Origin of the sequence: Pelagimonas varians (genome assembly GCF_003208435.1) — a bacterium.
In the GTDB taxonomy this organism is placed as follows: domain Bacteria; phylum Pseudomonadota; class Alphaproteobacteria; order Rhodobacterales; family Rhodobacteraceae; genus Pelagimonas; species Pelagimonas varians.
In genome coordinates this window covers 92,874-116,716 of record NZ_QKMF01000010.1, presented here as the reverse complement: position 1 = coordinate 116,716, position 23,843 = coordinate 92,874, and the positions used below count along the sequence as shown (strand labels likewise).

Genomic DNA, 23,843 nt, shown 5'->3' with positions numbered 1-23,843 from the left:
TCCGGGGGCACGCTTTGCATGCCCCCGGTTTCCAAGACATGACCCGCCTTCAAGGCGCGGCTTTGCTATAGGATGCGCGATGCGAAATCTTGGCCCACAGGGCGCGGACGGATCGGGTGATACGCCGCCTGTCTTGACCCTCGACAATATCACCAAAGTGTTTCCCGGCGTCAAAGCGCTCGATGGGGTGCGGCTTGACCTTTATGCAGGTCAGGTCACGGCCTTGATCGGTGAAAATGGCGCTGGAAAATCGACGGTCGTGAAAACATTGACGGGAATCTATCAGCCTGACGGCGGGCAGATTTTGCTGGGCGGCACGCCTGTCCCCTTTGCCACACCGCAAGATGCTGCAAAGGCCGGGGTGACGGCGATCCATCAAGAAACGGTTTTGTTTGATGAATTGTCGGTCGCCGAGAATGTGTTTATTGGCCATGCGCCCAAAGGTCGGTTCGGCTTGATCGACACAGCGGCCATGTACAAAAAGACCGGTGAAATCCTGTCCTCGATCGGGGCGAAGATTAGTCCGGCCGTAAAGCTCAAGGATCTGAGCATTGCCTCCCGCCATTTGGTGGCCATTGCCCGCGCGCTGTCCGTCGAAGCGCAGGTGGTGATTATGGACGAGCCAACCGCCGCGCTGAGCCAGACCGAGATCGAAGAACTGTACGAACTGGTCGACACGCTCAAGGCGCAGGGCAAGGCAATCTTGTTCATCTCACATAAATTCGACGAAATTTTCCGCATTGCGGACCGGTTCACTGTCTTTCGTGACGGTCAGTTGGTGGGCGCGGGCATCATGAATGATGTGACCGAAGCCGATCTGGTCAAGATGATGGTTGGCCGCTCAGTTGATCAGCTGTTCCCAAAACGGGAGGCTGAAATTGGCGAAGATGTTCTGGTTGTTGCGGGCTACAGTCACCCGACCGAATTCGAGGACATCAACTTTACTCTGCGGCGCGGCGAAATTCTCGGATTTTACGGGCTGGTCGGGGCAGGGCGGTCGGAATTCATGCAATCGCTGATTGGCATCACCAAACCGTCCAAAGGGGCGGTGCGTGTGGGGGGGGATATCCGCGTGATCCGGTCCCCGGCCGAGGCGATCAAAGCCGGCATTGTTTACGTGCCCGAAGATCGGGGTAAACAGGGGGCCATTCTGGACATGCCGATTTTCCAGAACGTGACCTTGCCGTCGCTGCACAAGACATCAAACAACGGGTTCGTGCGAATGGCCGAAGAATTCGCTTTGGCCCGTGAATATACCGAACGGCTGGATCTGCGGGCCGCGTCACTGGATACAAACGTCGGGGCGCTTTCGGGTGGCAACCAGCAAAAAGTGGTGATTGCCAAATGGTTGGCAACAAAACCGCGGGTGATCATTTTGGACGAGCCGACCAAAGGTATCGATATCGGATCCAAGGCCGCAGTCCATGATTTTATGTCAGAATTGGCGGCACAGGGCCTTTCTGTGATTATGGTCAGTTCGGAAATCCCAGAGATTATGGGCATGTCTGATCGCGTGATCGTAATGCGTGACGGGCGCATGGTCGCCGAGTTGGAGGGCGATGCCTTGACCCCCGAAACCCTTGTCCGGCAGGCGGTCGGAATTCGTGAAACCGGAGGTGACACATGACCTTGCTCAAATCCCGCGAAGCCATTTTGTTCGGGGCCATTGCGCTGTTGGTGGCACTTGTGGCCACGCGGTTTCCCGGCTTTGTCGTCCCATCCAATCTGATCGCCGTGTTCACCGACACATCGCCGCTTATGATCCTTGCGATCGGACAAATGGTGGTGATCCTGACACGCTGTATCGATCTGTCCGTTGCCGCCAACCTGGCCTTAACAGGCATGGTTTGCGCTATGATCAACGTCGCGATGCCGGACCTGCCAATATTCGTGCTGATTTGCTTTGCAATGGTTATGGGGGCTGCACTGGGGGCTATCAACGGGCTTTTGGTTTGGAAGTTAAGCATTCCGCCGATTGTCGTCACCCTTGGCACGATGACCATTTTTCGCGGTGTCATCTTTTTGTTGACCGATGGCAAGTGGATCAACGCCCATGAGATGAGTGCCTCGTTCACGGCCTTCCCAAGGGCCAGCTTACTGGGGATGCCCGTATTGGGGTGGATCGCTATTTTGGTTGCGATTGTGATGATTGTGGTCATGGCCCGCACAACGCTGGGCCGCGCGATATATGCGGTGGGCGGCAACCCGCACGCGGCTGTCTATACTGGAATTAACGTTGGCCGGACGCAGTTTTTGGCCTTTACCATATCGGGCATGTTGGCCGGTTTGACCGGCTATCTTTGGATCGCCCGTTATTCGGTGGCCTATGTCGATATCGCTGGCGGTTTTGAACTGGACGTTGTCGCCGCCTGCGTTATCGGCGGGATTTCAATTGCAGGCGGGGCAGGGACTGTTGTGGGGACATTGCTGGGTGCGCTGTTCCTTGGCGTTGTGAAAAACGCCCTGCCGGTCGTCGACATTTCGCCCTTTTGGCAACTGGCGATTTCCGGCGCTGCAATCATCATCGCCGTCGCATTTAATGCCCAATCCGGGCGGTCCAAGGGCCGCATCATCCTCAAATCAGCGGAGCATGCGCAATGAGTATGTCACAAACCACGCCCCGTCATATCCCCGACCGTCTGAGATCGCCGATGCAGGCCCGTTTGATGAGTTGGGAAAGCTTGCTCTTGGCGGTTGCCGTTGGAATTTTTATCCTTAACACGCTGGCGTCCCCCTATTTTCTGGATGCTTGGAACCTGTCGGACGCCACGTTCAATTTCACCGAAAAGGCGATGATTGCCTTTGCCATGGCTTTGCTGATTATTGCGGGTGAAATTGATCTGTCTGTTGCGTCGATCATCGCGCTGGCGTCCACCGCGATGGGGGTTGCGATGGAAATGGGGGCGGGCACGCCGGTTTTGGTTCTGGTCGGGCTTGCCACCGGGATGCTGTGCGGAGCCTTCAACGGCGCGTTGGTGACCAAACTGGGCCTGCCGTCGATTGTTGTGACCATCGGCACCATGAGCCTGTTTCGCGGTCTGAGCTACATCATTCTCGGGGATGGCGCGTTTCGCGGCTATCCGGCTGACTTTGCATGGTTCGGGCAGGGCTATGTCTTTTGGGTGATCTCGGTCGAGTTTGTGATTTTTGCGCTACTAGCGGTTGTCTTTGGCCTCTTGTTGCACAAAACCAGTTTTGGCCGCACGGTTTATGCCGTTGGCAACAACCCGACAGGGGCTTTGTTTTCCGGCATCCGCGTTGATCGGGTCAAGATGATCTTGTTCTTGCTAACCGGTCTGATGTCCGGTCTGGCGGCGGTCTGTCTGACATCGCGCCTTGGGTCCACTCGGCCCTCCATCGCGAGTGGAATGGAGTTGGAAGTGGTGACCATGGTTGTCTTGGGCGGCGTCAATATTCTGGGCGGCTCGGGGTCTATTCCGGGGGTTGTCATTGCCGCCTTTGTTATGGGGTTGGTGACCTTTGGGCTTGGTTTGTTGAATGTGCCGGGTATCGTCATGTCGATCTTTATCGGACTGCTGCTGATCGGGGTCATTGCCCTGCCGCGTTTGTGGTCCATGTGGCGCAAAAAGAGGGTTTGAGGCTATGGAAAAAGTCGCCTTTCGGATGCGGTTGAACCCCGGCCAGATTGTGAAATACCGCAAACGCCATGACGAGATCTGGCCAGAGCTGGTGCAGCGTCTCAAAGCGGCGGGCGTAGAGGATTATTCGATCCATTTCGCCGAAGACACAGGTGACTTGTTTGCGGTGCTCTGGTGCAAGGATGCCCGTGCATTGGAAGACTTGCCCAACCATCCTGTCATGCAGCGTTGGTGGGCCCATATGGCGGATATCATGGAAACGCAGGCAGACAACGCACCGGTGGTGCACCCGCTTGAAACCGTGTTTCATTTGCCATGAGCGATCCGGCAAAAACCCCCAAACATATCGCAGTGATCGATGTCGGAAAGACCAACGCGAAACTGGCGTTGGTTGACGGCGAAACCCTGTCCGAAATTGCCGTTGTGACCCGGCCGAATGCGGTGATCCGCAAGGCCCCGTATCCGCATTTTGATCTGGACGGCCATTGGGCGTTCTTCCTTGAGAATTTGGCGGCATTTCACAGCAGTCACGGGGTGGATGCGATTTCGATCACAACCCACGGGGCTGCGCTTGTTTTGGTGGATGATCGCGGCAATCTGGCGACTCCGATGCTTGATTATGAACATGACGGGCCGGATGGCTGTTCGGAAGAATACGGCGCACTACGGCCGGAGTTTTCCCTAACCGGATCCCCCCGTTTGCCCGGAGGTCTGAACGCAGGGGCACAATTGCACTGGCTGTTCGAACAAGATCCGTCTCTTTTGGATCGCACTGCGCATGTCATAACCTATCCGCAGTATTGGGCCTATCGGCTCACCGGAGAACTGGCCTGTGATGTGACCTCTCTTGGGTGCCATACGGACTTGTGGAACCCTTGGACGGGGTCGCCTTCGGGGCTGGTGGAAACGCTGGGGTTGTCTGACAAACTGGCTCCGGCTTTGCCGTCTTCACAGGTTTTGGGCACCTTGACGCCGGATGTTGTACAGGAGACGGGCTTGCGATCACGGACACCGGTTGTTTGCGGCATTCATGATAGCAACGCCTCATTGGTTCCTTATCTGCAAAGCAAGGAACGCCGGTTTTCTGTTGTCTCCACAGGCACTTGGGTTGTTGTCATGGCGGTGAACGGGGCGAAGGTGGACCTTGACCCGGCGCGCGACACACTGGTCAATGTCAATGCGCTTGGGGCACCCGTTCCATCCGCCCGTTTTATGGGCGGGCGCGAATACGAATTGATCCGCAATGGATCGACGGCTGAACCAACGGCACAAGACCGGCAGGCGGTTTTGCAAAATGGCATCATGTTGTTGCCTGCGGTTGAGCCCAACAGCGGCCCGTTTCCAGGCCGTGTGTCCGGTTGGAGCAGCGCGCCAGAAACGGACGGCCAGCGGATTTATGCGCTGTCTCTCTATCTGGCCTTGATGACGGACAGCTGCCTTGGCTTGATTGGCGCGCAAGGGCCCACACTGGTCGAAGGGTCTTTTGCCCGAAATCTGGATTTTCTTGATATGCTGGCGGTGTTGCGGCCCGAAGGCGCTGGGGCTGCACGTTCAAAAACCGGAACAAGTATCGGGGCCGCCATGTTGGTGTCGGCGTCTATGGTGGCACCGGTCGAGATGCACAGTAAACCTGAGACTGTTCGTCAATTGGAGCGCTATGCAGAAAACTGGCGCGCGTGCCTGTGAAGTATCGCAGCGCCTGATGGCACAAATTTGTAAACCTGTGCCATCAAGATGCGTTCAGCCCCGGCTCAGTTTCATTCAGCTGCGGCGGAAACCACAACGGAATCCGTCGTTGCCTGCACGCCATTGGAACTCCGTTTAGTGTCGTTCCAGATGCCTTTGATCAAAGCGCCACATTGCAAAACCATAACAATGGAAAAAGGAAACGCGCCGATGACCATCGCGGTTTGAATGGCTTTTAGGCCACCACCGGGACCACCGGCAATCAACAAACCAGCCACAACAGCACCCAGTGCGATGCCCCAGAAGTAGATATGCGGGCGCGCTTTTGGTCCTTCGTCTCCGGCTGCGTTGATGGTGTTGACGATCAAGACAGCGGAGTCGGCAGTTGTCACCAGATAGGTCAGCAACAAAATTACAATAAGTGCAGACATGATCCAGCCAAGATTCTGACCCAGCATGTAAACGACCATTGCGAAAATCTTGTCACCATCCGGGCGGGAAAAGATCACGTCTCCCGCCCCACCATTGAGCGTCAGATCAATCGCTGTTCCACCTGCAAAACTGAACCAAACGAAACACATTATTGCGGGGATGATCATCGCACCGAGAACAAATTCCCGGATCGTGCGGCCTTTGGAAATCCGCGCAAGAAACATCCCGACGAACGGCGCGAATGCGACCCACCATGCCCAGTAGAATACGGACCAAGCCCCTTGCCAGTTTTCAAGCTTTGTTGCGACCGATCCCTCAATACCGTCAGTCCGGAAGACTTGAAACATCAGTTTCGGCAGCGCCATGATGTAGTCGATGATGCCGAAGAACAAGGCATTCAATCCAAAGAATGTGGACCCGAAAACCAGAAAGAACCCCAACAGAAAAATGGACAAGACCATGTTGACGTTGGACAGCAACTTGATCCCTTTTCCGACGCCGGACAGCGCCGATGCGGTTGATGCGGTCATGATGATCGCGATCGCAACCAGAACACCATAGGTGTTAGCCGTGCCCGCTTCGTTTGTCATGCCTCCGATGCCGATCCGCGTCATGCCGGCTACGAATTGCTCAACGCCAAATCCAAGCGCCTGTGCAACGCCCAGAATAGTCGCAACAACGGCCACGATATCGATCACATTGCCAAGTGCGCCGGACAGCGCTTTGCCGAAAATCGGCGTCAGGGATGACCGCACAGTCAAAGGCAGCCCGCGGCGGTAGCTGAAATACGCCATCGCCATCCCCGTGATGCCGTAGCAAGCCCACGCGCCAAAGCCCCAGTGCAGGTTTGACCATTTGTAGGCATTGCGCACATTGTCAGCGTTTCCGCCTTCGGCAAATCCGGCGATCACATCGGGGTTGTTTTGAAAGTGATAAACTGGTTCGGCCACAGCCCATGTCAGCATGCCGACACCGATTGCCGCGCCAAACATCATGGAAAACCATGAAAAATCTCCAAACTCGGGTTTGTCGCCCTCAACGCCCAGCTTCAGACGGCCTGAAGCGGGAATAATCGCAAGAACGGTGCAGACGGTGAAAAACAGGGCGACAATGTAAATGTACCAATAGGCCGTATTGGCCAAAATAAAGCTGTTGATTGCATTTAGAATGCGGCCAGCCTGCTCAGGAAAAACAACGGCCCAGATCACCAGGATCGCGACGATTATCTTCGAGTAGATGGCAACACTTTTGCTAAAGCCAGTGTAGAATCCGTTGTCGGATGTCTGGATTGGCAAGTCCATTAGGGGTGGTTTTAAAGACATGGCTTCCTCTTTGTTGGTTCTGGCGGCTCTATTTTTGCGTCACCAACTGGCCGCCTTGCCTCCTGCGGCGCAGCGTTGAATTGGTGATTTTGTTGAGCACCTGCATTTACGTTAGGGGAAGAATCTGGTTTGAAAATTCACAACCTTTCTCTCTAAGGTTTCATCAAAAGGAAACCATGCGTGGCTAGACAAGCGATCCTGAAATCATTGGGAGACGTCGATGTGCGGTTGCTGCGCGTCTTCGTTGTTGTTGCGGCCTGCAACGGGATTGCGGCCTCTGAGCTTGAGCTGAACATCGGAAAATCTACGATCTCCCGTCATATTTCCGACCTGGAGGCCCGGCTTGGGCTGCGCTTGTGTAATCGCGGCCCGTCCGGCTTCAGCTTGACGCCCGAGGGAGAGCAAGTTCTTCTATTGACGGTGCAATTGCTTGCTCGGATTGATGAATTTCGCTCTGGCGTCGATGCTATTCAAAGCACGATGTCCGGCACCATTCGCTTTGGACTTTATGATCAGTCATCGGCCAACCCCAAGGCGCAAATAGACAAGGCTATCGCGAAGTTTGATGAGCTGGCTCCAAATGTAACACTGGAAATATCGTTGGATCCGTTGACGGCACTTGAGGCCAATGTCGTCAACGGATCTCTGGATCTGGCGGTTATGCCAATTTATCAAACGTCGTCGCTGCTTACATACACCGAAATTTACTCTGCCCAAATGAGCCTTTATTGCGGCGCAGGTCATCCGCTGTTCGAACAGAACAGCCAGGGCTGTGATCCAAAGACGACCTTGTCCGAGCATAAATATGCAGGGTATTCTTTCAACTCACCCAATATGCGCGCAACCAATATGCTTGGGCTTGAACGCGCTGCGAGTGTGAAGGACGAAGAAGCGCTGGCGCTTTTGGTGCAATCGGGTCGATATCTTGGTTTTCTTGCAGATCATGTCATCAATGGCATCGGTGGTGCGGGGCGGTTCTGGCCGCTGTTCCTTGATGAGATTTCTTATACTGTTCCGTTTGCCGCAATCACACGCAAGCGGCACCGACCAGACCGGAAGACTGCGGCATTCCTAAACTGTCTGATCGAAGCGCACGCCTGACTGTCTCATCCCGGCATCAAAAACTGTGCCAACTACCCCTGTGCCGGTGCTGCCGGTGCTGCCGGTGAACGTCTATAATCTGGGCTAGGCACCTTGATCAGCAGCCAACGGAGTCGGTGCGTCAGGGCGGATAAGGCCTTCGGATTTGAGATCCGACCAAAGCCCGGCCGGGATAGATGTTTCGAAAATGGCAACGTTCTGGCGCACCTCTTCGGGCGTGGAGGCCCCCGGAATAACAGTTTGCACGGCGGTGTGACCAAGGGGAAATTGCAGCGCAGCCGCGATAAGGGGCGTGTCATGTGCAGCGCAAACGTCGCTCAATTCGCGAACACGTTGCAGGATGTTTTCTGGCGCAGGGGCGTAATCATAGCGCGCGCCGTCGACAGCGCCCGTGGCCAGAATTCCCGAATTGTAAGGGCCGCCCAGAATGATCCCGACATCGCGTTTGACGCAGAGCGGCAAGAAGCTATCAAGCGGGTCTTGTTCCAGAAGCGTATAGCGCCCTGCCAAAAGAAACCCGTCGAAATCGGCCTCACCCAAGAGACGTTCGCAGATCTGCCATGTGTTCACACCTGCGCCGATGGCGGAAATTTTTCCCGCGTCTCGCAGCTCTGACAAGGCGCGATAGCCACCTTGGGAAAACAACTGATGCAGGTTGTTGTCTTCGAATGATTGGCCGTGGGTGCCTGCGTCAATGTCATGTAAAAACAGCATATCAATCTGATCCGTCCCAAGGCGGGCGATGCTATCCTCATAGCTGCGCAGGATCCCGTCATAGGTGAAATCAAAGACGATCCGCTTTTGAGGCACGTCAACAAAGGCTTCGGGCGTAACTTCGCTTGGCGCGCAGTCCTTCAAGACGCGGCCAACCTTTGTGGACAGCGTCCGCGCGTCAGAATCAAATCTGCGCAACGCATCAGACATCCGCAATTCGGACCGGCCCAGCCCGTATTGCGGGGCAGTGTCAAAATAGCGGATGCCGGACGCCCAAGCCGCATCAAGGGTGGCTTGGGCGTCGCGGTCTTCAAGTTTGCGATACAGATTGCCAAGTGGCGCAGCGCCAAAGCCAAGTTGTGTGAGCGCAACGGGGGATTGGGTGCGTTGGTTCAGTAGGTTTTTTGTGGCCAGCTTCATGGGGTCTCAATTCAGGTTGTCCGGAAAAACTCCGGATGTTCGCGTTCAAGGGGCACAATGCGCTGTGTCACTTGACGAATATGACGCGCCATGGTGGTGCGCGCCGTTTCGGCGTCTTTGTTCTCGATCGCCTTAAGAATGGTTTGATGTTCTAGGACAGCCTGCGCAGGACGGCCCGGTTCGGGCAGCATCAATTTACGCGCGCGGCGCAGTTGCAAGGTCATTTCCTCGGCCACATGGTTCACTTTTGGAAACCCTGTAAAGCTCAGGATTAATTTGTGAAATTCGAGATCGGCTTCGAAAAAACCTTGGAAATCATTGTCTTCGACAAGCAAGGTTTGAAGCCGGAGATTGCGGGACAGCCGCATGAATTGATCGTCGGTGCAATCATGGGCAACCCGTGCCACTGCGGCGACTTCTACGGCTTCGCGCAAAAAGTTTTCTTCCAGAAGTTGGGTCATTGTGAACCGTGACACCCGCGTCGCGGATTGGGGAATGATGTCTACCAGCCCGTCTGACGACAGCTTGCTGAGGGCATCTGCGACAGGGGAACGCGATACGCCCAACTGCTCGCAGAGCGCGCCTTTGCGCAGAATCGCTCCGGGTTTGATCGCCATTTCAAGAATGCTGGTGCGGAGCACGGTGTAGACACGCTGCCCGAGCGGTCCGTCCATTTCATTGATGTCGAGCATTTGGTCAGGCATTTCCATTCTGTAATCTCCTACTAACATGTTAGTTGACGTACGCATCAAGTCAAGCTAGAAGCCAGATTATCGAACAGGCCTGCTTCGGGCCAGAGGAATGCGAAAGATGACTGACCTGCCCCGAATGCTAACGCTGAACCCGCAAGACAATGTCGCCATTGCGTTGGATGACATTGATGCAGGCGACTTTGGCTCTGAGGGTGGGGTGGCGCTTTTGGAGTCCGTGAAGCGCGGCCACAAATTTGCGATTGTGCCGATCAAGGCAGGCCAAAACGTGCTGCGCTACGGCCAGATCATTGGTCAGGCAACTCAAGACATTGCCGCTGGCGAACACGTGCATGTGCAAAACCTTGGCATGGGTCAACACGCACAGGATTACGCTTATGCGAGCGAGGCCACGGCCTTGCAGGCCGCGCCCGAGGGCAAAACATTCAACGGTTATCACCGTGCAGATGGTCGTGTAGGGACCCGCAATTACCTTGGTATTCTAACGTCGGTAAACTGTTCCGGCTCTGTCGCGAAATTCATCGCGGAGGCGGCTGAAAAATCCGGTCTGCTAGACGATTTCCCCAACATTGACGGCATTGTGCCCATTACGCATGGAACCGGCTGCGGCATGTCTGGCGAAAACGAAGGCTATGACACTTTGTTCCGAACGCTGTCCGGCTATGCGCAGCATCCCAACTTTGGCGGAATCTTATTGATCGGGCTTGGGTGCGAAGTCATGCAGGTGTCTGCCCTTGTGGGCGGCCGCCCGATCCGGGCCGATGGCGCGCTGCGCTACATGACCATCCAACACGAGGGCGGCACCCGCAAGACCGTTGAAAAGGGGCTAACCGAATTGCGCGGCATTGCGGAACTGGCCAATGCTGCCAGCCGCAAGCCTGCGCCGATTTCCCATCTGACTGTCGGGATGCAGTGCGGTGGCTCTGACGGGTATTCCGGCATTACGGCCAATCCCGCACTTGGTGTGGCGTCAGATCTGTTGGTGCGTCACGGCGGCACAACGATCTTGTCCGAAACATCCGAAATCTATGGTGCGGAACATTTGTTGACGCGCCGTGCGGCAACCGTAGACGTCGGTGAAAAGCTGATCGACCGGGTGCGGTGGTGGGAAGATTACACCGCCCGCAACAAAGGCGAGATGGACAATAACCCCAGCCCCGGCAACAAGCGCGGCGGTCTTACCACGATCCTTGAAAAATCACTTGGTGCGGTTGCCAAAAGCGGCAGTGCGCCGTTGACGGACGTTTATTTGTTCGGTGAGCAGATCGACAAAAAGGGCTTTGTCTTTATGGACAGCCCCGGTTTCGACCCTTGTTCGGTCACCGGACAAATCGCATCTGGTGCGACCCTGATTGTCTTTACGACAGGGCGGGGGTCGGTGTCCGGCTATATGCCAACCCCGTGCATCAAGATCGCCACCAACTCTGAAATGTACGCCCTCATGTCCGACGATATGGACATCAACTGTGGCGATATCGTCAGCGACGGCGTCGCGCTGACCGACAAAGGCGCGGAGATTTTCGAGATGTTTATTCACATCGCTTCGGGCGGGCAAACCAAAAGCGAAGAGCTGGGTTTTGGCGGGGTGGAATTTGTCCCCTGGCAGATCGGCGCGGTGATGTGATCATGGGGAACGAAATGACGCTAAAGAACAAAAAAATTCTGATAACCGCTGCTGGTCAGGGTATCGGCGCTGCAAGTGCAAGGGCTTGCGCAGCTGCCGGAGCGCAGGTTTTTGCCACAGACCTAAACGGAGATCTACTTGCCAATCTGGCGGGCATCGACGGGATCGAAACCCGCGTTCTTGACGTGACCGATGCAGAGGCGATCACATCGCTCGCCGCTGAATTGCCTGATCTTGACGGCTTGTTCAACTGTGCTGGCGTTGTGCATCACGGCTCCATTCTGGATCTTGATGATGCTGCTTGGGATTTTTCCGTCAATCTCAATGTTACATCCATGGTGCGCATGTGCCGTGCATTTGTGCCCGGCCTTTTGCGCCGCTCAAAAAGCCAAGGCACCGCATCCATCTTGAACATGGCGTCCATGGCATCCTCCGAAAAAGGATTTGTCGAACGCACGGCTTATGGCGCGACAAAGGCCGCTGTGATTGGCCTGACCAAGGCCATCGCAGCAGATTTTGTCGCGCAAAACTTGCGGTGTAATGCGCTGTGCCCGGGCACGGTTGATACGCCCGCCTTGCAAGGCCGCATCGCATCGGCACCGGATCCGGTTCAGGCAGAAAAAGACTTTATTGCCCGTCAGCCCATGGGCCGTTTGTCCACAGTGGACGACCTGACCCCGACAATTGTGCACCTGCTGTCGGACAACAGCAGCTTCATGACGGGGCAATCCGTTTTGGTGGACGGCGGCTGCACAATCTAGCGAATTTGGTTGGTTTGGGAGGAACTTCGACATGAGTTACCTAGTGGAGATGAAGGGGATCGAAAAGCGGTTCCCGGGCGTGCATGCGCTTAAGAACGTTCGGTTTGATCTGCGCCCCGGAGAGGTGCACGCCCTGATGGGCGAGAACGGAGCCGGCAAGTCCACATTGATGAAAATCATGTCGGGTATTTATGCCCGTGACGGCGGCGAAATGTTTGTGGATGGCAATCCGGTCACGCCTGATGGCCCGCGCGCCGCCCAAGATCTTGGCATCGGAATCATTCATCAAGAGTTGAGTTTGATGAATGATCTGACGGCGGCCCAAAACGTTCTTATCGGACGTGAGCCGCGCAAAAGACTGGGCCGGCTGGACGAACCGGAACTAAACCGCCAAACCGCCGAAATATTTGCTTCGCTCAATCTGGATATGGACCCGCGCACGCTCGTCAGTACCCAGACCATCGCCCGCCAGCAACTGATCGAGATCGCCAAGGCGCTGTCTTACAATCCGCGTGTTCTGATTATGGACGAACCCACGGCGGCCCTGAATGACGCCGAAATCACGGAACTTTTCAAAGTCATTGAAAAACTGAGGTCTGAGGGTGTGGGAATCGTCTACATCAGCCACCGCATGGACGAAATCAAACGTATCGCCAACCGCGTCACAATCTTGCGCGATGGGGCCTACATTGAGACCGTCGAAGCCGCCGATACACCGCTTTCGAAGATCATCCAGCTGATGGTTGGCCGCGAAGTTACACAAAAAGCCCCGACCATCCCCGACACATCGCAAAGTCCTGTGGCGCTAGAGGTGCGCAACCTGTCGCGGGGCAAAGAGGTCCGCGGTGTCAGCTTTGATGTTCGCAAAGGCGAGATTTTAGGGTTTGCGGGCCTGATGGGCGCAGGCCGGACAGAGGTCGCCCGGATTATCTTTGGTGCCGACCCCCGCGATGAGGGTGAGATTTTGGTGGCCGGTCAGCCGATAGACATCCGCACCCCACACGCTGCTGTCGAGGCCGGGATCGGCTATCTTTCCGAAGACCGCAAACACTTTGGACTGGCCGTCGATATGACGGTGCGCGCCAATGTCGCCATGGCCCATATGGAAGAGTTCACCAATCGCGCGGGTGTACTGAATGAGGCCGCCATGAAAGAGACGGCGATTGGGTACATCAGCCAATTGGGCATCCGGACACCGTCCGACATGCAGGCCGTGCGGCTGTTGTCGGGGGGAAACCAACAAAAGGTTGTCATTGCGAAATGGCTGCTGCGCGATTGCGATGTGCTGATTTTTGACGAACCCACCCGCGGTATTGATATTGGCGCAAAATCCGAAATCTATGCGCTTTTAGAAGACCTTGCGGCACAAGGGCGCGCGATCATCGTGATTTCGTCCGAACTGCCCGAGGTCATGCGCCTGAGCCACCGCATAGCAGTCATGTGCGAAGGACGCCTGACCGGCATTTTGCCTGGCGGCGAAGACACAACACAAGAACAGATCATGGAACTAGCCACCCAGCGCGACAGTGCGTTGCGTGTCGCGGAGGACGTATTATGACCACAACAACTGTAGACGCTCCAAAGTCGACCCTGTCGCGGATCATCGCGGCCGGAACGCACCAACGCGTGTTGGCATTCGCCAGCCTGATCGTGCTTTTGATCGGGTTTTCCATCGCGTCCCCCAACTTTATGCAAACGTCCAATATGCTGGCAATTTTGCAGGCAACATCGGTCAACGGCGTGCTGGCTATTGCGGTCACGCTGGTCATCATCACCGGCGGGATTGATCTTTCGGTTGGTACTATGATGACCTTTTGCGCGGTCATTACCGGCGTTGTGTTGACATACGCGGGAATGCCTTTGGCATTTGGTGTGGTTGCGGCTGTCATCACGGGCGCAGCTTGCGGTGCGTGTTCCGGCACTTTTGTCGCCAAAATGGCTATTCCGCCCTTCATTGCGACACTTGGAATGATGTTGATCCTAAAAGGGCTCAGCCTTGTGATTTCAGGCACCCGTCCGATCTATTTCAACGACACGCCGGGCTTTAGCGAAATCTCTCGCGGCTCGTTGATTGGTGATTTCATTCCGTCCCTGCCCATTCCCAACGGCGTGTTGATCTTGTTCATCGTGGCCGCCGTCACCGCCTATATCCTGAACCGCACTGTTTTGGGGCGGTACTGCTTTGCTCTCGGCTCCAACGAAGAATCCGTCCGCCTGTCAGGTGTGAATACGGACCGCTGGAAAATTGCGATCTACGCCCTTGCCGGATCAATCGTTGGCATCGCGGGCCTGTTGATCGCATCGCGTCTGAACTCTGCCCAACCGGCCTTGGGGCTCGGATATGAGCTGGAAGCGATTGCGGCGGTTGTCATTGGCGGGACGTCCCTTTCAGGCGGGCGTGGTTCGATCCTTGGCTCGTTGATCGGGGCCTTGATTATGGCAGTCCTTACCAACGGTCTGCGCGTCCTGTCGGTGGCCCAAGAATGGCAAACCGTCGTGACCGGCGCGATCATCATTCTGGCGGTCTACGCCGACATGATGCGCCGCAACAAGAAAAGCTAACACCCCAAGAACCAACTGTCCGGGAGGAGATCCGGGCAACACCGACAACTTAGGAGGAACCATCATGTTGTCACGTCGTACCCTCGTAGGCGCATTGAGCGCGTCCATTGCTCTCGCATCTGCGCCCGCAGCATTTGCCCAAGATGAAATCTACATCCCGCTGATTTCGAAGGGATTTCAGCACCAGTTTTGGCAGGCCGTAAAAGCCGGTGCAGATCAGGCTGCCGCAGAATTCGGTGTGCGGATCACGTTTGAAGGTCCGGACAATGAAACCATGGTTGATCGTCAGATCGATATGTTGGCCGCAGCCCTTGCCAACAATCCTGCCGCGATCGGTTTTGCCGCACTTGATAGCCAAGCTGCCATTCCCTTGCTGCGCCAAGCAGCAGACGCAGGCATTCCGATCGTCGCATTCGACAGCGGTGTAGACAGCGATATTCCCGTCGCAACAGCCACAACAGATAACGTTGCTGCTGCGGCGCTTGCGGCTGACAAAATGGCAGAATTCCTTGGCGGTCAGGGTTCGGTTGCTGTGGTTGCGCACGACCAAACAAGCCGCACAGGGATCGACCGCCGTGATGGCTTTTTGAACCGCATGGACTCTGAGTATCCCGACATAAAAGTTGTAAGCGTTCAGTACGGCGCAGGCGATCAGCTGCAATCCACCGAAGTTGCGAAGGCGATTTTGACCGCCAACCCGGGTCTGAACGGCATGTTCGGCACCAATGAAGGTTCTGCCATCGGGATCGTGAACGCTGTGCGTGAAATGGCCAGCGAAGGCGTGACCATCATTGGCTACGATTCCGGCAAAGCGCAAACAGACGCGATCCGCGAAGGTCTGATGGCCGGTGCGATCACGCAAAACCCTGTCGGCATCGGCTATGAAACAGTGAAAGCAGCGATTGCCGCGATGAACGGCGAAGCGCTGTCCACGATCATCGACACGGGCTTTTACTACTACGATCAGTCCAATATCGATAATGCCGAAATTCAGGCTGTTCTGTACGATTGATTGATATTGCGTCGCGCCTCACGCTCCCTTGGGGCGCGACGTTTCCATCCTATTTTTTAAGCATTTAGCAAGGTTGGAACACCTATAGGGCCTGCCGGTCCGCTCACTCTGCCACTTGAGACACGTGAATTTTGACGTAGAGCGGAATTGATGCAAGAACCGTCTTGGGCGCAATGGCATCCATCTTCCAAAACGCTGTTTTGGAAGTTTGGGTCAAAAGCAGGATGGGCACCTATGACAGGACTTGAGGACTTTGGCGCAACGATTGTGGACAATCTACAGAACCGCACATCGGGCCCTCTTGGGTTTCGCTTTATTATGCAGCCCACCATAGCGGTGCTGCTTGCCGTTCGCGATGGCATCGGCGACGGGCGCTCCGGCGCCCGACCGTATATGTTAGAGATCCTGTTCCCTTCCGAAGGACGCTGGCCTGCCTTGAAAGAGGGGCTCAAAGCCACAAATCGGGTCATCATCTTGGCGTTTGTGCTGGACATGGTTTACCAGATTTTTGTCTTGAAGACCTTCCACCCCGGTGCGGCGTTTGTGATCGCGCTCTTTTTGGCATTCATCCCATATACGCTGGCACGGGGTCCGGTTGGACGCCTTGCTACCACGTATTTCGCCTCTAAAAGTGACGGCACTTAGACGGTCAACGCTCTGATGCTGCTTTGTAAAATGACATGGTCACGCGATAGGGCCACACAGGCTGCAAACAAAGAGCAGTTACGCGACCCGAGGATGAACCAGCCAAGTCAAAACCTCTGAGGCACCCAGTTCATAGTGGATGTCAAAACCTTGCCCTGCGCGCAAGTCACGGTGTAGATCTTGCGTTAGGAACAGGGATATCTGGCTGTCGCTTGGCAGGCTTCGCAGCTCGGCCGCAGCAAATCCGAAGGTACGGCCGACGGTTGGGAACAGGGCCTTGAACAAGGTTTCTTTGGCCGCAAAGCACAAGGTTGCCAATCCGCCAGCCGGCTTTCGATCAGAGGCGCTGTTTAGGATCTCGCGCTCGGCTTCGGACAAGGCGCTGCGCAAAATGGCGTCTAGGGTGCGGCCTTTGGCAATCACCTCGATATCAATTCCGGGATCCCCCAGCGCGGCGGGAACCGCGATACTGGCGCAAAATCCGCGGGCATGGCTGATCGATCCGGTCAGACCAGCGGGCCAGACCGGGGCGCGATTTTCGCCGATCTCGATAGGGCAGGGCGCGCGGCCAAGCGCCTTTTGTGCGCAATTGGCCATCATGCGCCCCGCCAGGAATTCGGCCTGACGTTTGGCAATGGCACCCGCGATCCGCGACGGTCGATCGACCCCCAGCGCGGCAAACAGATCGGGGTCAAAGGCGTCCAGATCATAGCGGGCCCGCGCAATGACCCCTGCGCCCACGGGCGTTCGGGCCACGGCCAGATCGGCGGCGGACAAGAAACCGCCGCTGCGTGTCGGCAAATCGAGTTCAGGTGAGCTGTGCATCTTGGGACCTGCATGACGGCGGGCCCCAAGATGGTCAAGCGGTTGAGATCAGATGATTGCGCCGCGCACCTTGGCTGACACCCATTCCGAAATCACCACTGCGGCAAGGATCACCAGCAAGATCAATGCAACCTGCGGCCAAGCCAGAACATTCAACGACGAAGACAACTGCAAGCCGATGCCCCCCGCGCCGACCAACCCCAGAACGGTGCTTTCGCGGATATTGATATCCCAGCGGAACACCGCAATTCCGGCGAACGCAGGCAGGATTTGCGGCACAATGCCATAGGCCATGACCTGCCAGCGCGATGCGCCCGTGGCGGTGATCGCTTCAACTTGCGTTTCGTCGATTTCCTCGATGGCTTCGTACAGCAGCTTGGCGCAAAACCCGATAGATCGGATTGCAATCGCGACAACTCCGGCAAAGACACCCGGTCCGATAATCGCGATCAGCAACAGCGCCCAGATCAGGGAATTGATCGATCGGGTTGAAACGATGATCAGCAGGGCAATCGGGCGGACAAACAACGCCGAAGGTGTGGTGTTGCGCGCTGCCAGAAAGGCCACCGGAACCGCCAGGATCAGCGAAATGATCGTGCCCAGTGTCGCAATGTTCAGAGTGTCCCAAATCGGTTTGCCGAGCTGGGTGATGTATTCCCAACGCGGCGGGGTGGCACGGGTCCAGATGTCACTCGCGATACGCGGGGCGTCCCAAACGAAAAACCACGTGGTCGAGGCGGAAATCTGCTGCCAGCAATAGGCAAAGACTGCGACGCCGGTCAGCCACAACACCCAATGGAACAGGCTTTCGCGTCCGGTCCGGCGCTGCCAGACTTTTTGGCCTTTTAGATCTTGAACTGGCATTATTGGACCCTCGCACGGATGACGCCGGACAGGTATTCCAGTGCCATGACAATCACGATGATGATCAGTAAAATCGCCGCCGCCGTGTCGTATTCATAGCGGTCAAAGGCAGTGTTCAGCGTCGCTCCGATACCGCCCGCACCAACCAGCCCCAAAATGGCGCTTTCGCGGAAATTGATATCGAGCCGGTACATGCTGAGGCCGATCAGACGGGGCATGACCTGCGGTTGCACCCCGTAATTGATCCATTGCGTCCAACGCGCACCAGAGGCTTTGATCGCCTCGGCTTGGACGCGGTCCATGCTTTCAATGTCTTCTGCCAGCAGCTTGGACAAAAAGCCGATGGTGGCAAAGCTGAGCGTCAGGAAACCGGCCAAGGGGCCAAAGCCGAAGATCGCAACAAGCAAGATCGCGACGATGATTTCCTGCAATGCGCGGCTGATGGCGATGATGGCGCGGCAGATCAGATAGACGGGCAGGGGGGCCACATTGCGCGCAGCACCCAGTGCGATCGGGATTGAAATGCCGATGCCGACAACCGATGCCGCAACAGTCATAATGATGCTTTCCAACATGCCTTCCCAGATGTCGCTGGACCGCGATGTGAAATCGGGATTGGCAAAGGCCAGAACGAATTTCTGACCGCGTTCAAGTCCGGCATAGACGCGAGACCAGTTGACCTCGATTGTTAAAAAGGCGGCGATCAAATAGGCGATGAACCCTACCAGCAGCAGCACGCGCAGCCAGCGCCGTTGCACCAGCGGCGGTTTTCGCCAGGGTTTGCCAATCCGTGCGTTTACATCGCTCATGCGCTGGCCTCTTCGTCTTCGACCGCCTCAATAGTCGCTTCCCAATCTTCCTCGCCGTAAATAGTTGTGAGCACCTCGGGCGTCAGCCCATCTGGTGGTCCGTCGAATTCAATGGCACCGAACCTGAGACCGATGACGCGCTGAACAAACATCTGGGCCAATGCCACGTCATGGATGTTGATAATCGCCGCAAGGCCGCGTTCCTGACACAGCTCGCAGATCAGGCGCATAATCTGCCGCGAGGTTTTCGGATCAAGCGAGGCGGTGGGTTCATCCACCAGCAAAAGCGCCGGATTTTGGATCAGCGCGCGGCAAATGCCAACACGCTGCCGTTGTCCGCCAGACAGTTCATCGGCGCGTTTGTCGGCCATATGCGCCAGCCCGACGCGGTCCAGCAGGCGAAAGGCTTCGTCGACGTCCGATTGCGGAAAACGGCGCAGAAAACTGCGCCAGAACCCGACATAGCCCAAACGGCCTGACAGCACGTTTTCCATCACTGTCAGCCGTTCGACCAAGGCGTATTCCTGAAAAATCATCCCCATCCGGCGGCGTTCGCGGCGCAGCGCCCCTGACGACAAGCCCGTCAGTTCGACATCGCCCAAATACACCTTCCCCGACGTGGGTTCGACCAGCCGGTTGATGCAGCGGATTAGGGTGGATTTTCCGGCCCCCGATGGTCCAATCAGTGCCAAAACCTGACCTTCTGGCACCTCCAGTTCCACAGCCTTCAAGGCCTGGTCACCGGTTTTATAAGTCTTCACAAGCTTATCAAGCCGCAGCATGATCGCCCCCCCGCCCCAAAAATTTTCGCTAAATGCTTTTTGTTGGAAAGGGCGGGCAATGTGCCCGCCCGATCAAGGATTACTCGCAGGCGTAGCTAACGCCGTTGGCGGTATCAATCTTGCGGATAACCTCCCAGAATTCCTGATAGGTCATTTCCAGAAACTGACCTTCGTTCGATTTTTCAAACTCGGCCTGCAGCGACGTGCCTTCCCATTCGAAATTGAAGAACGCACCGCGGATTTTTTCCTTCAGCTCGGGGGTCAGGTTGTGCGCCGTGCCAAAGCCCGTGGTCGGGAAGGTTTGGGATTTGTAGATAGTAAGAACCTGATCTTCGGTGATGACATCGCGGCTTAGCATCCGCGCTTTGACCGAATTGGCGATTGAGGCCGCCATGTAGTCTTTGTTGGCGACGCCAAGGATCGAGTTGTCATGCTTGCCTGAATAGACCGGTTCGAAATCACGGTCGGGGAGCATGTCGAAATCACCTTTCAAGATCGCGCTCGGCGCTTTGAAGCCCGAATTCGAGGTCGGAGAGGTAAAGGCAAGCTGCTTGCCCTTGATGTCTTCGACCTTTTCGATGCCGGAGCCGGGAAAGGTGATAATTTCCATTTCATAGCCGAAATTGCCGTCAGCGGAGGCCATGATGGTAAAGGGGTTAAAGCCGGCGCAATTGACGGCCAGCGGGTTTGATCCGGTGTTGAAACCCGCAATATGCAAGCGGCCAGAGCGCATCGCCTCGATCTGGGCGGCATTGCTTTGGACCGGAAAGAAAATAACCGATTTTCCGGTTTCTTTTTCCAGATGGGTCAGAAAATCAGCCCATGCGGTTTTATAAACAGCCGGATCTTCGACCGGTGTATAGGCAAAAACAAGGGTATCGGGATCAACCTGATCTGCCGGATCCGTGGGTGTGTCAGCGACCAAGTCACCGTTGGCATCGCAATATCGCTTATCCAGATCACCGCGCGGGCAGTCTTCGGCGGCGGCTGGACCGGCCATTGTCAGTGCAAATGTAAATGCTGCACCTGACAAAAGTGTACGAACTATTTTCATTAGAAACTCCTCCCAAGGTTTGAACGCTAACGGGAAGACAGATTTTTACAAAGGAGTTTTTTTATCAATTGGTCAGATGGTCAAAAGCCCGTGCTGTTCCCAATCGCTGAAACACTGATTGGAGGGCAGGTCAGGCATAGGGCCGTTTAAATACCCTTCGCAAAACAAGTGAAAGGCAACACCGGCGTTTTTTGCGGTGCGGTAATCCACGGTGCTGTCGCCGACATAAATGACGTCTTGCGGGGACTGGCCAAGCGCCGAGATGCAATGCAGCAAAGGTGCCGGATCCGGTTTCTTGGGCAAGGTGGTCACGGCCCCTTGGATGATGTCGAAGAACTGTTCTAAATCAAGGGCCTTGCAGATATCCAACGCTGGTCTCATTGGCTTGTTTGTGCAAATTCCAAGTGGGATTTGCAAGGTTCGAAAGGAGTTCAGTGCGGCGACAACACCGGCATAGGGCCGGGTGAGTGTCGTCATGTTCTGATCGTAGTCAGTGTGAAATGCAGCAAGCGCTTTTTCGAGAAGCGCAGTGTCATGGCCGCCCGTAGCCGTCAGGCAACGGGTGATCAATGTTTCGACTCCGTTGCCGATAAACGAGGTCACAAGAGGCAAGCCCAACGGCGGCCGTCCGACCGAAGCCAGCCCAACATTGGCCGCAGCGTGCAGGTCAGGGGCGCTGTGAATCAGCGTGCCATCCAGATCGAAAACAATTGCTTTGGGATATATCATCTGACCTGTCTATCCGAGCGGTGCCCATCTGACCACTGTTGCCTTGGACCGTTCAGGATGCAGGGATGATTTGGAGCTTAGCTTTTGAGATTACTCATGTATACATGTCGACTTGAATACGTTATGTGCACTTAGCATGAAGAGTGCAGAAAAATCCCACCCGTCCATGGCGCAAGGTCTTGCCAAAGGCATCGACCGATCCCGCCCCATGGGTGTTCAGATCTATGATATGATCCGGCTTGGCATCATCCAAGAAGATCTGGAACCCGGCGCAGCCATCAATGAAACCGATCTTGCGTCATGGTTCGATGTCAGCAGGACACCGGTTCGCGAGGCCTATCAACGGTTGATCGAAGACGGGCTTATTGAAACCCGCAGCAAAGTCGGCACCGTGGTATCAAAGATTGACGAGGCGCGGGTGCGTGAAGGCATCATCGTACGCCGCGCGCTGGAACGCGAAGTGGTGCGGTTGCTTTGTGATGGCGCGGTGGATTTGCGCCCGCTCGATAGCATTGTGGCGCTGCAACGCGTGGCTTTGGAACACGGCGATCACATCGCGTTTTTCCGTGCAGATGAGGATTTTCACGCCGAAATGGCCAATCTGGCAGAACTGCCATCCGCGTGGCGGTTGGCCCATTCCGTCAAGGCGCATACGGATCGCGCGCGAATTTTGTTGACGGGGCATGTGCCCAACCGGATCAACGCGGCCTTTCAGGAACATCTGTTGATCATCGATGCAATCAAGTCGCGCGATGTCGAATTGGCACAGGCCTTGATCAACACACACATAAACTCGGCCTTTGAAAAGTCGGCTGATCTGGCCAGCGGTGCAACCCGCGCGCCGCAGAAATTGGAGATAAAGCAATGAAAGAAACATGGCGTTGGTTCGGCCCGAATGACATGGTCTCGGTTCAAGAAATAGAGCAGGCAGGGGCCAGCGGCGTTGTGTCGGCCCTGCATCATATCGACAATGGCGCAGTTTGGACCCGCGAAGAGATTGCCAAACGCAAGGCCGAGATTGAAACGCGGCTTGACGGAACGCCGTCGGGGCTGACTTGGGATGTGGTGGAAAGCCTGCCGGTGTCCGAAGACATCAAAACCCAGACCGGCGATTGGCGTGCCCATCTTGAAACCTATAAAACCAGTCTCAAAAATCTGGCGGCGGCTGGCATCGAAGTGGTGTGTTACAACTTCATGCCGGTCTTGGATTGGTCGCGCACCGATCTGGATTGGGAACTGGCCGATGGGGCCACCTGCATGCGCTTTGATCTGATCGACTTCGCCGTCTTTGACCTGTGTATTTTGCAACGGAGCGGGGCCAAGGATGATTTGCCCGCCGCAGTGCAAGCGCAAGCCAAAGCCCGGTTTGCCACGCTGACAGAGACGCAAAAACAAGCGTTGACGCAAAATGTTGTTCAGGGATTGCCGGGCGCAAACCAGCAGCTGACACTGGACGATCTGCGCGGCTATCTGGCCCGATATAATGACATGGGGGCAGAGCAGCTCAAATCGCATCAATACGCCTTTTTGGCCGAAGTGGTGCCGCTGGCCGAAAGCCTTGGGATGCGGCTGTGTTGCCATCCCGATGATCCGCCGTTTCCATTGCTGGGACTGCCGCGCATCATGTCGACAGAGCAAGACTATCTGGAGCTGGTTCAAGCCGTTGACAGCCCGGCCAATGGTATAACGCTGTGTAGCGGATCACTGGGCGCACGGGCCGACAATGATCTGCCGGGGATGATGCGCCGCTTGGGAAAACACGTGCATTTTGTGCATCTGCGCAACGTACACCGCGATTCCAGTGCGGTTCCGACCTCGTTCCATGAGGCGGCGCATTTGACCGGCTCGACCGATATGGTGGCTTTGATCGCTGCGATTGTCGAAGAAGAGGCCCGCCGCAAGGACGCAGGTGAAAAGGTTTGCCAGATTCCGATGCGGCCTGACCATGGTCACAAAATCGCCGATGATTTCAAGCGTCCGGTACAACCCGGTTATCCCTACATCGGGCGGCTGCGGGGCCTGGCCGAAATTCGCGGGGTAGCCGCAGCATTGACATCGGCTTAGCGCGTTTCGACGAAGGTTGGGCCGGAATGCCACAGGCGCTGGGGCGCTCCGGTCTTTCGCAGGGCAGGTCGACTTGGTAGGCATATTTCGACGGAAATTATTTGGGGGCCGTTTAAGCAATAACGCCC

At 55.9% G+C, this 23,843-nt stretch carries 23 protein-coding genes; 14 read left to right on the top strand and 9 right to left on the bottom strand.

All coding sequences use genetic code 11. From position 1 onward, the window contains the following. The first annotated feature begins 79 nt into the window (after positions 1–79). The 5 genes from C8N36_RS14210 to C8N36_RS14190 are packed head-to-tail and all read left to right on the top strand — an operon-like array spanning position 80 to position 5,285. Positions 80–1,627, top strand: coding sequence for a sugar ABC transporter ATP-binding protein (locus C8N36_RS14210; RefSeq protein WP_097805308.1), 1,548 nt, complete (start codon positions 80–82; stop codon positions 1,625–1,627). Beyond that, positions 1,624–2,601 (top strand): ABC transporter permease, encoded by a 978-nt coding sequence (locus C8N36_RS14205; RefSeq protein ID WP_097805309.1) that lies wholly within the window; start codon positions 1,624–1,626, stop codon positions 2,599–2,601. Before C8N36_RS14210 ends, C8N36_RS14205 begins: the two co-directional genes overlap by 4 nt. Next, complete coding sequence (locus C8N36_RS14200; RefSeq protein ID WP_097805310.1) at positions 2,598–3,599, top strand: ABC transporter permease; 1,002 nt, start codon at positions 2,598–2,600, stop codon at positions 3,597–3,599. Before C8N36_RS14205 ends, C8N36_RS14200 begins: the two co-directional genes overlap by 4 nt. 4 nt (positions 3,600–3,603) lie before the next feature. After that, complete coding sequence (rhaM, locus tag C8N36_RS14195; RefSeq protein WP_097805311.1) at positions 3,604–3,918, top strand: L-rhamnose mutarotase; 315 nt, start codon at positions 3,604–3,606, stop codon at positions 3,916–3,918. After that, positions 3,915–5,285, top strand: a complete 1,371-nt coding sequence (locus tag C8N36_RS14190) for an FGGY-family carbohydrate kinase (protein WP_097805312.1) — start codon at positions 3,915–3,917, stop codon at positions 5,283–5,285. Before rhaM ends, C8N36_RS14190 begins: the two co-directional genes overlap by 4 nt. A 71-nt stretch (positions 5,286–5,356) precedes the next feature. Here the strand turns inward: C8N36_RS14190 and C8N36_RS14185 are convergent, their stop codons facing one another. Beyond that, positions 5,357–7,039 carry a BCCT family transporter gene (locus C8N36_RS14185; RefSeq protein WP_097805313.1) on the bottom strand — a complete coding sequence of 561 codons (1,683 nt, stop codon included), beginning with the start codon at positions 7,037–7,039 and terminating at the stop codon, positions 5,357–5,359. 180 nt (positions 7,040–7,219) lie between these two features. Between C8N36_RS14185 and C8N36_RS14180 the strand changes: the two genes are divergently transcribed. Further along, positions 7,220–8,140, top strand: a complete 921-nt coding sequence (locus C8N36_RS14180; protein WP_097805314.1) for a LysR family transcriptional regulator — start codon at positions 7,220–7,222, stop codon at positions 8,138–8,140. A gap of 84 nt (positions 8,141–8,224) precedes the next feature. On the opposite strand, the gene C8N36_RS14175 is transcribed toward C8N36_RS14180, so the two are convergent. Both C8N36_RS14175 and C8N36_RS14170 read right to left on the bottom strand, forming a co-directional pair. Then, on the bottom strand, positions 8,225–9,274 hold the full coding sequence (locus tag C8N36_RS14175; RefSeq protein ID WP_097805315.1) for an aldo/keto reductase: 1,050 nt from the start codon (positions 9,272–9,274) through the stop codon (positions 8,225–8,227). A gap of 11 nt (positions 9,275–9,285) precedes the next feature. Continuing rightward, the gene (locus C8N36_RS14170) at positions 9,286–9,984 is read right to left on the bottom strand and encodes a GntR family transcriptional regulator (RefSeq protein ID WP_245910830.1); all 699 of its coding nucleotides are present in this window, start codon (positions 9,982–9,984) and stop codon (positions 9,286–9,288) included. 100 nt (positions 9,985–10,084) lie between these two features. Here C8N36_RS14170 and C8N36_RS14165 point away from each other — a divergent pair, with 100 nt between their 5' ends. The 6 genes from C8N36_RS14165 (at position 10,085) to C8N36_RS14140 (ending at position 16,588) form a co-directional block, all read left to right on the top strand. After that, positions 10,085–11,608: a UxaA family hydrolase gene (locus tag C8N36_RS14165; protein ID WP_097805406.1), complete on the top strand. Its 1,524-nt coding sequence runs from the start codon at positions 10,085–10,087 to the stop codon at positions 11,606–11,608. A gap of 14 nt (positions 11,609–11,622) precedes the next feature. Continuing rightward, positions 11,623–12,369, top strand: a complete 747-nt coding sequence (locus tag C8N36_RS14160) for an SDR family oxidoreductase (RefSeq protein WP_097805407.1) — start codon at positions 11,623–11,625, stop codon at positions 12,367–12,369. A gap of 31 nt (positions 12,370–12,400) precedes the next feature. Next, complete coding sequence (locus tag C8N36_RS14155) at positions 12,401–13,927, top strand: sugar ABC transporter ATP-binding protein (RefSeq protein ID WP_097805316.1); 1,527 nt, start codon at positions 12,401–12,403, stop codon at positions 13,925–13,927. Further along, a complete protein-coding gene (locus tag C8N36_RS14150) occupies positions 13,924–14,931 on the top strand; it encodes an ABC transporter permease (RefSeq protein WP_097805317.1) in 1,008 nt (335 codons plus the stop codon). Before C8N36_RS14155 ends, C8N36_RS14150 begins: the two co-directional genes overlap by 4 nt. Before the next feature lie 64 nt (positions 14,932–14,995). Further along, positions 14,996–15,943, top strand: a complete 948-nt coding sequence (locus tag C8N36_RS14145) for an ABC transporter substrate-binding protein (RefSeq protein WP_097805318.1) — start codon at positions 14,996–14,998, stop codon at positions 15,941–15,943. 234 nt (positions 15,944–16,177) lie between these two features. Beyond that, positions 16,178–16,588, top strand: coding sequence for a hypothetical protein (locus C8N36_RS14140; protein WP_141468107.1), 411 nt, complete (start codon positions 16,178–16,180; stop codon positions 16,586–16,588). A 78-nt stretch (positions 16,589–16,666) separates the two neighbouring features. On the opposite strand, the gene C8N36_RS14135 is transcribed toward C8N36_RS14140, so the two are convergent. From C8N36_RS14135 to gph, 6 genes are all read right to left on the bottom strand, one after another. Continuing rightward, on the bottom strand, positions 16,667–17,413 hold the full coding sequence (locus tag C8N36_RS14135; protein ID WP_097805320.1) for a 4'-phosphopantetheinyl transferase family protein: 747 nt from the start codon (positions 17,411–17,413) through the stop codon (positions 16,667–16,669). A 48-nt stretch (positions 17,414–17,461) separates the two neighbouring features. Beyond that, positions 17,462–18,277, bottom strand: coding sequence for a phosphonate ABC transporter, permease protein PhnE (gene phnE, locus C8N36_RS14130; protein ID WP_097805321.1), 816 nt, complete (start codon positions 18,275–18,277; stop codon positions 17,462–17,464). Then, the gene (phnE, locus tag C8N36_RS14125) at positions 18,277–19,086 is read right to left on the bottom strand and encodes a phosphonate ABC transporter, permease protein PhnE (protein ID WP_097805322.1); all 810 of its coding nucleotides are present in this window, start codon (positions 19,084–19,086) and stop codon (positions 18,277–18,279) included. The genes phnE (C8N36_RS14130) and phnE (C8N36_RS14125) overlap by 1 nt, the downstream gene beginning before the upstream one ends. Beyond that, complete coding sequence (gene phnC, locus C8N36_RS14120; protein WP_097805323.1) at positions 19,083–19,868, bottom strand: phosphonate ABC transporter ATP-binding protein; 786 nt, start codon at positions 19,866–19,868, stop codon at positions 19,083–19,085. The genes phnE (C8N36_RS14125) and phnC overlap by 4 nt, the downstream gene beginning before the upstream one ends. Positions 19,869–19,947: 79 nt before the next feature. Further along, positions 19,948–20,922 (bottom strand): phosphate/phosphite/phosphonate ABC transporter substrate-binding protein, encoded by a 975-nt coding sequence (gene phnD, locus C8N36_RS14115; RefSeq protein WP_097805324.1) that lies wholly within the window; start codon positions 20,920–20,922, stop codon positions 19,948–19,950. Positions 20,923–20,994: 72 nt separating this feature from the next. Continuing rightward, positions 20,995–21,651 carry a phosphoglycolate phosphatase gene (gph, locus tag C8N36_RS14110; protein WP_097805325.1) on the bottom strand — a complete coding sequence of 219 codons (657 nt, stop codon included), beginning with the start codon at positions 21,649–21,651 and terminating at the stop codon, positions 20,995–20,997. Positions 21,652–21,787: 136 nt separating this feature from the next. Between gph and C8N36_RS14105 the strand changes: the two genes are divergently transcribed. Next, positions 21,788–22,519, top strand: coding sequence for a GntR family transcriptional regulator (locus C8N36_RS14105; RefSeq protein ID WP_097805326.1), 732 nt, complete (start codon positions 21,788–21,790; stop codon positions 22,517–22,519). Continuing rightward, on the top strand, positions 22,516–23,715 hold the full coding sequence (uxuA, locus tag C8N36_RS14100) for a mannonate dehydratase (RefSeq protein ID WP_097805327.1): 1,200 nt from the start codon (positions 22,516–22,518) through the stop codon (positions 23,713–23,715). Before C8N36_RS14105 ends, uxuA begins: the two co-directional genes overlap by 4 nt. The last annotated feature ends 128 nt before the right edge of the window (positions 23,716–23,843 follow it).

Excerpts from the sequence above, each read along its gene's own strand:
- C8N36_RS14210 (WP_097805308.1), top strand. The coding sequence starts at position 80 with ATGCGAAATCTTGGCCCACAGGGCGCGGACGGATCGGGTGATACGCCG.
- C8N36_RS14205 (WP_097805309.1), top strand. The coding sequence starts at position 1,624 with ATGACCTTGCTCAAATCCCGCGAAGCCATTTTGTTCGGGGCCATTGCG.
- C8N36_RS14200 (WP_097805310.1), top strand. The coding sequence starts at position 2,598 with ATGAGTATGTCACAAACCACGCCCCGTCATATCCCCGACCGTCTGAGA.
- rhaM (WP_097805311.1), top strand. The coding sequence starts at position 3,604 with ATGGAAAAAGTCGCCTTTCGGATGCGGTTGAACCCCGGCCAGATTGTG.
- C8N36_RS14190 (WP_097805312.1), top strand. The coding sequence starts at position 3,915 with ATGAGCGATCCGGCAAAAACCCCCAAACATATCGCAGTGATCGATGTC.
- C8N36_RS14185 (WP_097805313.1), bottom strand. The coding sequence starts at position 7,039 with ATGTCTTTAAAACCACCCCTAATGGACTTGCCAATCCAGACATCCGAC.
- C8N36_RS14175 (WP_097805315.1), bottom strand. The coding sequence starts at position 9,274 with ATGAAGCTGGCCACAAAAAACCTACTGAACCAACGCACCCAATCCCCC.
- C8N36_RS14170 (WP_245910830.1), bottom strand. The coding sequence starts at position 9,984 with ATGGAAATGCCTGACCAAATGCTCGACATCAATGAAATGGACGGACCG.
- C8N36_RS14165 (WP_097805406.1), top strand. The coding sequence starts at position 10,085 with ATGACTGACCTGCCCCGAATGCTAACGCTGAACCCGCAAGACAATGTC.
- C8N36_RS14160 (WP_097805407.1), top strand. The coding sequence starts at position 11,623 with ATGACGCTAAAGAACAAAAAAATTCTGATAACCGCTGCTGGTCAGGGT.
- C8N36_RS14155 (WP_097805316.1), top strand. The coding sequence starts at position 12,401 with ATGAGTTACCTAGTGGAGATGAAGGGGATCGAAAAGCGGTTCCCGGGC.
- C8N36_RS14150 (WP_097805317.1), top strand. The coding sequence starts at position 13,924 with ATGACCACAACAACTGTAGACGCTCCAAAGTCGACCCTGTCGCGGATC.
- C8N36_RS14145 (WP_097805318.1), top strand. The coding sequence starts at position 14,996 with ATGTTGTCACGTCGTACCCTCGTAGGCGCATTGAGCGCGTCCATTGCT.
- C8N36_RS14140 (WP_141468107.1), top strand. The coding sequence starts at position 16,178 with ATGACAGGACTTGAGGACTTTGGCGCAACGATTGTGGACAATCTACAG.
- C8N36_RS14135 (WP_097805320.1), bottom strand. The coding sequence starts at position 17,413 with ATGCACAGCTCACCTGAACTCGATTTGCCGACACGCAGCGGCGGTTTC.
- phnE (WP_097805321.1), bottom strand. The coding sequence starts at position 18,277 with ATGCCAGTTCAAGATCTAAAAGGCCAAAAAGTCTGGCAGCGCCGGACC.
- phnE (WP_097805322.1), bottom strand. The coding sequence starts at position 19,086 with ATGAGCGATGTAAACGCACGGATTGGCAAACCCTGGCGAAAACCGCCG.
- phnC (WP_097805323.1), bottom strand. The coding sequence starts at position 19,868 with ATGCTGCGGCTTGATAAGCTTGTGAAGACTTATAAAACCGGTGACCAG.
- phnD (WP_097805324.1), bottom strand. The coding sequence starts at position 20,922 with ATGAAAATAGTTCGTACACTTTTGTCAGGTGCAGCATTTACATTTGCA.
- gph (WP_097805325.1), bottom strand. The coding sequence starts at position 21,651 with ATGATATATCCCAAAGCAATTGTTTTCGATCTGGATGGCACGCTGATT.
- C8N36_RS14105 (WP_097805326.1), top strand. The coding sequence starts at position 21,788 with ATGAAGAGTGCAGAAAAATCCCACCCGTCCATGGCGCAAGGTCTTGCC.
- uxuA (WP_097805327.1), top strand. The coding sequence starts at position 22,516 with ATGAAAGAAACATGGCGTTGGTTCGGCCCGAATGACATGGTCTCGGTT.